Annotated in this window: 9 protein-coding genes; 3 read left to right on the top strand and 6 right to left on the bottom strand. The window is 71.9% G+C overall.

Going from position 1 to position 7,981, the window contains the following annotated elements; genetic code table 11:
- Positions 1 to 204 precede the first annotated feature (204 nt).
- The gene (locus tag IT371_16620; protein MCC6749289.1) at positions 205 to 672 is read right to left on the bottom strand and encodes a hypothetical protein; all 468 of its coding nucleotides are present in this window, start codon (positions 670 to 672) and stop codon (positions 205 to 207) included.
- Positions 673 to 1,284: 612 nt separating this feature from the next.
- Between IT371_16620 and IT371_16615 the strand changes: the two genes are divergently transcribed.
- Positions 1,285 to 1,875, top strand: a complete 591-nt coding sequence (locus IT371_16615) for a hypothetical protein (GenBank protein MCC6749288.1) — start codon at positions 1,285 to 1,287, stop codon at positions 1,873 to 1,875.
- Between the two features lie 14 nt (positions 1,876 to 1,889).
- Here the strand turns inward: IT371_16615 and IT371_16610 are convergent, their stop codons facing one another.
- Positions 1,890 to 2,033 (bottom strand): hypothetical protein, encoded by a 144-nt coding sequence (locus IT371_16610; GenBank protein MCC6749287.1) that lies wholly within the window; start codon positions 2,031 to 2,033, stop codon positions 1,890 to 1,892.
- 483 nt (positions 2,034 to 2,516) lie between these two features.
- Entirely contained in the window at positions 2,517 to 3,053 is a 537-nt protein-coding gene (locus IT371_16605; GenBank protein MCC6749286.1) for an O-acetyl-ADP-ribose deacetylase, read from the bottom strand.
- A 161-nt stretch (positions 3,054 to 3,214) separates the two neighbouring features.
- Between IT371_16605 and IT371_16600 the strand changes: the two genes are divergently transcribed.
- Together IT371_16600 and IT371_16595 are read left to right on the top strand one after the other, a co-directional pair.
- Positions 3,215 to 3,934: a hypothetical protein gene (locus IT371_16600; GenBank protein MCC6749285.1), complete on the top strand. Its 720-nt coding sequence runs from the start codon at positions 3,215 to 3,217 to the stop codon at positions 3,932 to 3,934.
- A 226-nt stretch (positions 3,935 to 4,160) separates the two neighbouring features.
- Positions 4,161 to 4,568, top strand: coding sequence for a hypothetical protein (locus IT371_16595; GenBank protein ID MCC6749284.1), 408 nt, complete (start codon positions 4,161 to 4,163; stop codon positions 4,566 to 4,568).
- Positions 4,569 to 4,578: 10 nt separating this feature from the next.
- On the opposite strand, the gene IT371_16590 is transcribed toward IT371_16595, so the two are convergent.
- From IT371_16590 to IT371_16580, 3 genes are read right to left on the bottom strand one after another with little or no spacing between them, the layout of a single operon-like run.
- On the bottom strand, positions 4,579 to 5,487 hold the full coding sequence (locus IT371_16590) for a class I SAM-dependent methyltransferase (GenBank protein MCC6749283.1): 909 nt from the start codon (positions 5,485 to 5,487) through the stop codon (positions 4,579 to 4,581).
- Complete coding sequence (locus IT371_16585; protein MCC6749282.1) at positions 5,484 to 6,266, bottom strand: PEP/pyruvate-binding domain-containing protein; 783 nt, start codon at positions 6,264 to 6,266, stop codon at positions 5,484 to 5,486. Before IT371_16585 ends, IT371_16590 begins: the two co-directional genes overlap by 4 nt.
- Positions 6,263 to 7,981, bottom strand: a complete 1,719-nt coding sequence (locus IT371_16580; GenBank protein ID MCC6749281.1) for a hypothetical protein — start codon at positions 7,979 to 7,981, stop codon at positions 6,263 to 6,265. The genes IT371_16585 and IT371_16580 overlap by 4 nt, the downstream gene beginning before the upstream one ends.

Below are 7,981 nucleotides of genomic sequence, written 5' to 3'. Positions count from 1 at the left end.
CCGGAGGCCGGCGACGACTCCCGGCGCCTCCACTTTGCGTTCTTTGGGGGAACGCCCGCTTCCTGGCCGTCCGTCGCGGCGGCCCGGAGGCCGGCGACGACTCCCGGCGCCTCCACTTTGCGTTCTTGGGGGAACGCCCGCTTCCTGGCCGTCCGTCGCGGCGGCCCGGAGGCCGGCGACGACTCCCGGCGCTGCCGCGCGCGCTCAGCGGTTCTGCCCCTCGACGGGATCAGTCGTGTGAGCCGGCGCCTCGAGCGCGTTCAGCGCCTCGACATCCCGCCACTCCCGGGTGCCTCGACGGAGGTCCTCGAGGAGGGGACGTAGCGTGGCCCGGGTTTGCGCGGGGAGCGGCACCCCGGCGCGCACGGCACGTAGCAACGTCTCGAAGTCCTGGCGCGCGTGCAATGCGCGAGAGAAAACGCCTTCCACACCAAAGCGGAGCGCGATCGCCGCGAGCCCCAGGACCGGCACGACGACCAGAGGGTTCTGGTACACGGCGAGCAGCTCGCTGGCTTTGTAGGTGGCCACGGCAGCCACGGCGACGTAGGCGACGCGGAGCAGTCGGTCCTGCGCGTGCAGCGACAGCCCGAGCCACGCACCGGGCCTGCGCTGCTTGAGCGCGGGCCTGGCCGCCTCGTAGGCGCGTCGAAGATCCTCTTGGAGGCGCCGCATTGCGACCCGCCGCTCCTGCCGAGCGGCTCGCGCGGCTCGCCACCCTCCGCCCTCGGCCAGGGTCGGCGCCGGCCACGCCAGCAGCAACCCAATCACGAAGGTCGCGTAACAAAGTCCGCGCGCGGCGCGAGAGGCCGTGGAGTGCGCACGCAAGACAGTCCTCGGGTCGCGCGACGCGCGCCCGTAGAGATCGTAGGTGGTCATCGCGTCGGGCGCCCGATGCAACGGGCAGGCCACGCGTGCGCCGCCGCGAACTGGCACCTCGGATGCAGAACCCCTGTCCCGAAACCCAGCGAGGTCGCAACGATGTGCTCCGGTCGGGCAAATAGCGCCGTCGGTTCGCGGGCTGTCTCGAACCCGCGTCGTCGGGCGCTTTCTCTCGCTCTCTCGTTTCTGGTGACCGTGGCTGGCGCGTGTGGTCACTCGGGCGACGAGGCGGGCCTCGCCGGGCTTCCCGAGGACTGGGCCCAGGACCTGGCTGCGCGCCGGTCCGCCTGGGACGAGGGCGAGCGGGCAATCGCCGGTCGTGCGCCGCTGCCCGAGGACGTGGACCACCGATCGGCGCAGACGCCCGTCCGGAAGCAGGTCGGGCCAGACTGCTACGCCTTCGCCATGGCGGCTGCGCTCGAGGCCCGCTGCGGCCTGACCGAGCATCTCTCCGTGCAACAGATCATCGGCCTCGTGGGCAATCGCTTCGTCGGCGCGCCGGACGACGTGAAGAAGATCCTGCACCGGCCCCTCGCCCCCGAGGGAGACTGGCCGTACGGAGGATCGCCCACGGCGTCGCTCGAAGCGCACGCCAAGTGGAGCGTGGAGGAGGCGCGTTGGACGGCGCTGAATCCGCGCCGTCTCATGGAGGCTCTCGCGGAAGGTCCAGGGCAGAACGTGCTTGTCGACCTTGTTTGGCTGCCCGAGTACCTAGGGGACCGCGGCGTCCTCGACGCACCCGAGTCGATGAACTGGCTCGAGGCCGCCCGCCATTTCTACCCGTGCGCCGCCGACCGCGACCCGAAAACCGCGTGCGGCCAGCACTCAGTGCTCCTGGTCGGCTACCGCGTGCAAGCAAAGGACGTGGTCTTCTACTTCAAGAACAGCTGGGGTGCGAGCTGGGGCGTGGGCGGCTATGGCTCGGTGAGCGGGCGGTTCCTCCGCTACTTCGGCCTCAGCGCTCGGACGATCACCGCTGCCCGCTGTGGCGACTGAGCGTCCCCGGCCGCTCAGTCCACCAGTTCCCCGGCCCAACGCGTGGCCACGCTCTGCATGACCGATCCGACCGCGTAGGTGCCTGCCGCCCCGAGAGCGAAGATGCCCACCGTCGGCAGGTCGAATGGCACGGCCTTGGACGCGATCAGGCGGAACATGGTCAGCCCAAATCCCACCGGGCCGCCTCATTTCACGACGCGCCCGAGGGTAACGTACCGGTTGTAGGTGTCATACGCCTTCAGCCGGATCGGGTGCACCCGGTCGCGTACTCGGTCGGCGGACCCTGCGCCGCCGCCGCCCCGAAAGAGGCCGCGCCAGGCTTCGGCGGGCGCGGCGAATCCCAGACTGCACGCCGTAAGGACGGCGAGCAGACCGCGTGGAAGCCAGCCGGTGCGGGTCGGTCGACTCGCGTTGCAGCGTGCGGCATTGGCCATGGTCACACCTCCGTCTCCCGGTGCCTACGCGCACTAGTTCGGAGAGCGCCGGAGGCCCTCCGGCGGCCCTTCCGGGTCGGTACGAGTGCCGTCTGCCATGATGCAAGGGTTTGGCCCCCCGCCAACCTGGTGGAATGTCGAGACCTCCGAGCGCGGGCGGCTCGTCACTGGTGTCAAGTGTACCCAGGTGGATGGAGGCGCCGGACGTCAGGAGGCCGAGAGACGATCCAGCGCCCTGGCGAGGGTCCTGGCGGCCCGCGCATCGAAGGCGCAGAAGACCACCCGGGCGATCGTCGGTGTCGTCGCGAGCGTCTCGGCCACGGCGCGGCTGGCGACCTCCGCGGCCTCCTCGGCGGGATAGCCGTAGGCCCCGGTGCTGATCGACGGGAAGGCGACGCTGGTCAGGCAGTGCTGCGCCGCGAGCTCGAGGCTTCGCCGGTAGCAGCGCGCGAGGAGCCCCGCTTCGCCACGGGTGCCACCCTGCCAGATGGGGCCCACCGCGTGAATCACGTAGCGCGCCTTCAGCTCGAAGCCGGGCGTGAGCTTGGCGTCGCCCGTCGCGCAACCGCCCAGCGCGCGGCAGGCTTCGAGGAGCCCGGGGCCGGCGGCTCGATGGATCGCTCCGTCGACTCCGCCACCGCCGAGGAGCGAGCTGTTGGCGGCGTTGACGATCGCGTCGACCTCGAGCGTCGTCAGGTCTCCCTGCCAGACCTCGAGGCGGGCGTGGTTTGGCACGCGGTCCATGCGCAGGGACACGATCTAGCCGCCGCCGTGGCGCCACGCAACGGGTTTCTATTCCATGAGGGCAGCGCGGCCGGTCGCGCTGCGGGACCCCGAGACGGCGGCTCCTGGGACGTCCTCCTCGACCTGGTATGATCGCGAACGAGGGGAGGGTGTCCGCTCGCATGAAAGAGCAACGGCCCAAAGGGCAGAAGCTGAAGTACGCGGCGGCGATCAAGGAGCTCACCGTCGGCGTGACCTCCGCGCTGGCCGAGCACGGTTTCGCTTCCTCTCGCGTCGGCAAGCAGCCCGTGTTTTCGCGACGCCAGGGAGACGCGAGCTGCAGCTTCTTTCTGGTTCAGATGAGCTCCGGCTCGGCGAGGCCCTTCGTGGCGATCGAGCTCGCGGCAGTGGCGACGGAGCTTCGCGGGCTCGTGGACGAGCACCTTCTCGCCTGGCCGCTCGGTGAGCCCGCGGTGATCTGCGCGGGAGTCGCGGAGCTGTATCGCGATCCAGATGGCAAGATCCGAACGGCCGGCCGCGTGCACGCGCGCGTCGGGGAGTACGCGGTGTGCCATGCGAGCTGTCTGGCGGCGGCTCTCGAGGACCTCCCGCAGGATTTCGAAGAGTACGTGTTGCCCCTCTTCGACCGGCTCGGCAGCGTCGCGGCGGCCGACGCCTTCTATCACGACGACCCGGCGTCGATCCTGCGGCGCTACGCCAACGGGTGGCTCGAGCACGCCTTCGTCGGGATCACCCTCGCCGCGCTGATGCGGCGCGCTGACTTTGCGGCGTGGCGCGACCACTACCGGGCCCTCGTGGCCACCCCGGCCAGCTTGAATCCGAGGGCCGAGGTCTCGCTGGCCGCGTTCGATGCCTTGACCGCGGCGCTGCCGGCCCGCTGACCCCCGCCGCGCGCGTTTATCGGTGTGGCGCGCCTCCCTTCGGGCTTCGGAGGGGCGATGGCGCGACTCGCCAGGGCGAACGGGGCGCCCGGGACACCCGGGACACCCGGGGCTCGGCCGTCACGCCTGTTTCAGGGCGAAAGGACGGGGCATCGCGGGGACCTGCCCGAGTCAGAGGCGCTGGCCCGAGGAATGCAACGTCAGGCGCTCGAGGAGGGGTTATCCCATGCGTGGCATCTATTCGCTCGCCTTCCTGGCAGTCCTCGTGTCCTCCGGCCTGGCCGAGGCCCGTAACGGCTCGCAGCCCGCCTTCCGTCCCCACGTCTTCAACCTGGTGAACGAGGCGGGTCGCTTCGAGACCAGCTCGGCTGGGCAGCGGCAGGGATGGCGTTCCGTCGGGTTCTGGTCCTACCGGACGCCGCGGGTTGGGGACCTGATCGTCAAGCGGGCCAACACCGGACGGGGCCTGAGCGCCTGGGAGATCGAGAGCGTTCAGCGCGACTTTACGGGGAGCAACGGCGAGTCGTTCTGGAAGGGCATCATGCGGGACCTCGTCGAGACGCAGACCTTCACGCAGACGCACGTGGACGCGATTCACGACGCGGCCCGCACGCAGCCCGAGCTCTTGCCGTAGGGCCCGCGCGTCACCGACGGCACACGAGCGCTCCAAGCCCCGGCCCTGTGTCGCGAAGCGGGACGAGGCGACCGTCCCCGAGCCCTGCCTCCCTGGCCCAGGCGAGCAGGTCTCGCGGCGCGTGCACGGCGCCTCGGGCAGTGCGCATCGCGAGGTGCAAGGCGTAGAGGCTGCGCGAGGGCTCGTGGGCTTCACCTTCGCCGACGCAGTCGATGACGACGAGCTCGCCTTCCGGGGACAGCCAGCTCGCCGCGCGGGCGACGAGCGCGCGGGCGTCGGCTGGCGTCTCGAGATGCAGGACGTTGGCCAGCACCACGCGGTCGAAGCGGCCCTCCGGTCGAGCCTCGAAGTAGGAGGCCGCGATCCCGTCGACGCGGTCGCGCAGACCGAGCGTCGCGGCGCGTTCGAAGAAACGGGGCAGTACCTCGGGCAGCTCGAGGGCCGTGACGCGCGCACCGGGTGAGCGGGTGGCCATGGCCAGACTCCAGACCCCCGAGCCAGCCCCCACGTCGAGGATGCAGTCGACCGCCGCGAGTCGCGCCGCGAGCGCGGCGGCCCAGGGCTCGAAGCGCTGGGCCAGCATCGAGACGACCCGCGCGTACCCTTCCCCGCGCGCTCCGCCGTCGATCTGCGGGTCCACCTCTCCCGTCGCGAGGAAGCGGGGTAGCCGCGCCCAGGGGAAGGTGCGCTCGGCCCCGGACGGGCGCTCGAACACGCCAGCCTCGGTACGCGAGCAGACGCCCACCGCGTACAGAGCGTCCAGCACCATCGCGGTGGCCCGCGGGTGCAGGCCGCCGCGCGCGGCGAGCTCCTGCGCGGTGCCGGGCGCGCGGTCCAGCTCGGCGAGGAGGCCGCTCCGCTCGGCCGTGAGGATGAGCGGCACGAGGCCGTGTTCGAGGAGACCGGCCATGGCCTTCATGCGGTGATCCCCCTCCGCTGCAGCAGGAAGAGCGCGTCGGCCTCGTCGAAGGCCCACTCCAGGTCCTGTGCGGCGCCGGCCACGCGGGCGACCTGCAGCGCGAGGCCGTGGAGTCGCGCGAGCTCCGGCGCGTCGAGGCAGAGGGCCGCGTGGAGGCGCGGGCCCACGGGTCGTTCCTCGGTGCCACCTCCCTCGAGGTGGACCACGGCCAGGTCCTTGTGTCCCGGGCGAGCCTCGAGGAGCTCCCCGGCCGGGGAGAGGCGGAAGAGATCCGGCGTGACGAGCCCCGCGACGACCGACTCGCCGAGACCCCAGGCCCCCTCGACGACGAGCTCGTCGGCACCGGTCATCGGATTCCGCGTGAACAGCACGCCGGCTACGCGAGCGAACACCATGCGCTGTATGACCACCGCCATGCGCGGAGGGCCAGCTACGCCCATCCGCTCCCGGTAGGCCAGGGCGGAGGGGGCGTGGGCGGAGGCGTGGACCTCGCGCAGGGCGCGGGCCACCTCGGCGGAGGGGACGTTGAGACGTGTGAGGTGCTGCCCGGCGAAGCTGGCCTCGGTCGAGTCCTCGCCCACGGCAGAGGATCGGACGGCCCATCGTCCCTCCGGCAGAGCCTCGAGGCGCTCGCCCGCGGCAACCGCTAGTGTGCCCTCCACGTCGAGCGCGAAGCCGTCCGGCACTGGAAGTCCGGCCAGGAGCGCCTCGGCGAGCTGCGAGGCCTTGCCCCCGTAGCGCTCGACGGGCCCCGCTTCGCGGAGCGGAGAGAGCCTCACGCGAGCACCGTCACGACGCCCCGGGTGCCGTCTACTCGGACCCGCCGCCCGTCGGGGATGCGCGCCGTGCCGCTGCGCGTGCCGACCACGCAAGGGATGCCGTACTCGCGGCTCACGATCGCTGCGTGGGAGAGGGCGCCGCCCTTGTCCGTCACGATGGCGCCGAGCACGGGAAGGACGTTGTTGATGGCCGGAGAGGTGAGCGGGGCGACGAGCACGTCGCCGGGGGTGATGCGGTCCAGGTCCTGGACGCCCCCGCACAGGCGGGCTGTCCCCTCGTGGATCCCGTGACTCGCGGCCAGTCCCTGCACCACCTCGGGCTCGCTCTGGCTCTCGCCGGCGTCGCGGCGCAGGTCGCCGAGGTAAAGATCGAGGGCGCGCATGAGGCGCCGGGCGCCCTCGTTCGGGAGCCACTCGGGCGGAGGTGGCGGCGTGGGGGCCGGTCCCAGGTGGGCGGGAACATTTCCCGCGTGGAGCTGACCGTGGAGCCTTCTCCGCTCGAGCAGCGTGCCGACCGGGAGATCGGCTCGAGTGCGCAGCGCCGCGTCGAGCTCGTCGATGCGGGCCACGATGGCCAGCTCCTCGTCGGGGAGCGCGGTGCGGGCGCGCAACCGGCGTCCCGCCTCGAGCAGCGCGCGTCGCGTGATGCCGAAGGTCGGCATGATGCCGTAGAGGTGTCGCTCGTCGCGCAGACGGTAGGTCAGCCGTGCTTCGGCGAGGAGCTCGTCGAACGTAGCGCGGGCTGCCTCGGGGACCTGCTGGCGGACCCGCGCGGCCGCCTCGTTCGCAGCGCGTCGCGGGTCGGCGGCGGTTGTGCCGCGAAGGCTGGCACGCAGGCCGGCAAGCACCGGCCCCGGGAGCTCGTTGACGGTCGGGAGCGCCAGGTCGATGCCGTGCGTGAGTCCGTTACCGAAGACGAGCTGAAACGCGCGCGCGGCCCGGCCCACCTCTCCGGGGCGGTCGGCGAGCTGGCGCCAGAGCTCCACCGCGGGAGCGCTCGAACCGAGGAGGGCTTGCGCGCCCGCGTCGGCTCGAAGCGCCGCGACGAGAGCCGCGCGCTCCTCGGCCTCACCCGCGCTGATGGGGCTGTAGCCCGAGAGCGGCGCGATGAGCTCGTGCTGCGCGAGACCGGTCCAGTCGTGCGCGTGGGCCAGGTAGTCTCCGAGCGGCACCATCACGGCCAGGTTGTAGCTGTGGTCCTGCCGGAGCATGCGAATCGCGTGTTCCTCGACGGCGCGCAGGTGGTCGGCGAGCTGCGCGTCCTCGAGGGTGGCCGGGTCGATGGCCGCGAGGCGGGCGTGGCTCGCGATGGTGGCGGGGCGGATCTGCGCGTCCCAGAGGGCGAGCTCCTCGCGCCAGGGTTTGCGCTCGAAGACGGTCTTGGCCACGGCCATGCGACGGCGGAGCTTGGGGTGCAGGCGCGTGAGCAGCGCCAGGGCGACGCGCATCACGACGCGAGGCGGTGGTTTGCCGCCCGAAGGCACGCCCACGATCCGAGGCTGCAGATACGGGAAGCCGTGGACGAACCTCACCTCGAGCGTGTCGAGGAGCATCCCGTAGCGGCTGCAGCAGTCCCGCATCCCCTCGCGGAAGGCCGGCGGGAAGATCGACTCGAGGGGGCCGAAGAGGGGACGCGGGAAGTGCGCGCCGTCCAGCTCCCAGCTCCCCGGTCCCGGGGCGTCGAAGGTCAGGCCGTGGTCGGTCGAGGTTGTCAT

The organism is Deltaproteobacteria bacterium (genome assembly GCA_020848905.1).
GTDB lineage: Bacteria > Myxococcota_A > Polyangia.
This window is presented reverse-complemented; position numbering and strand designations above follow the sequence as displayed.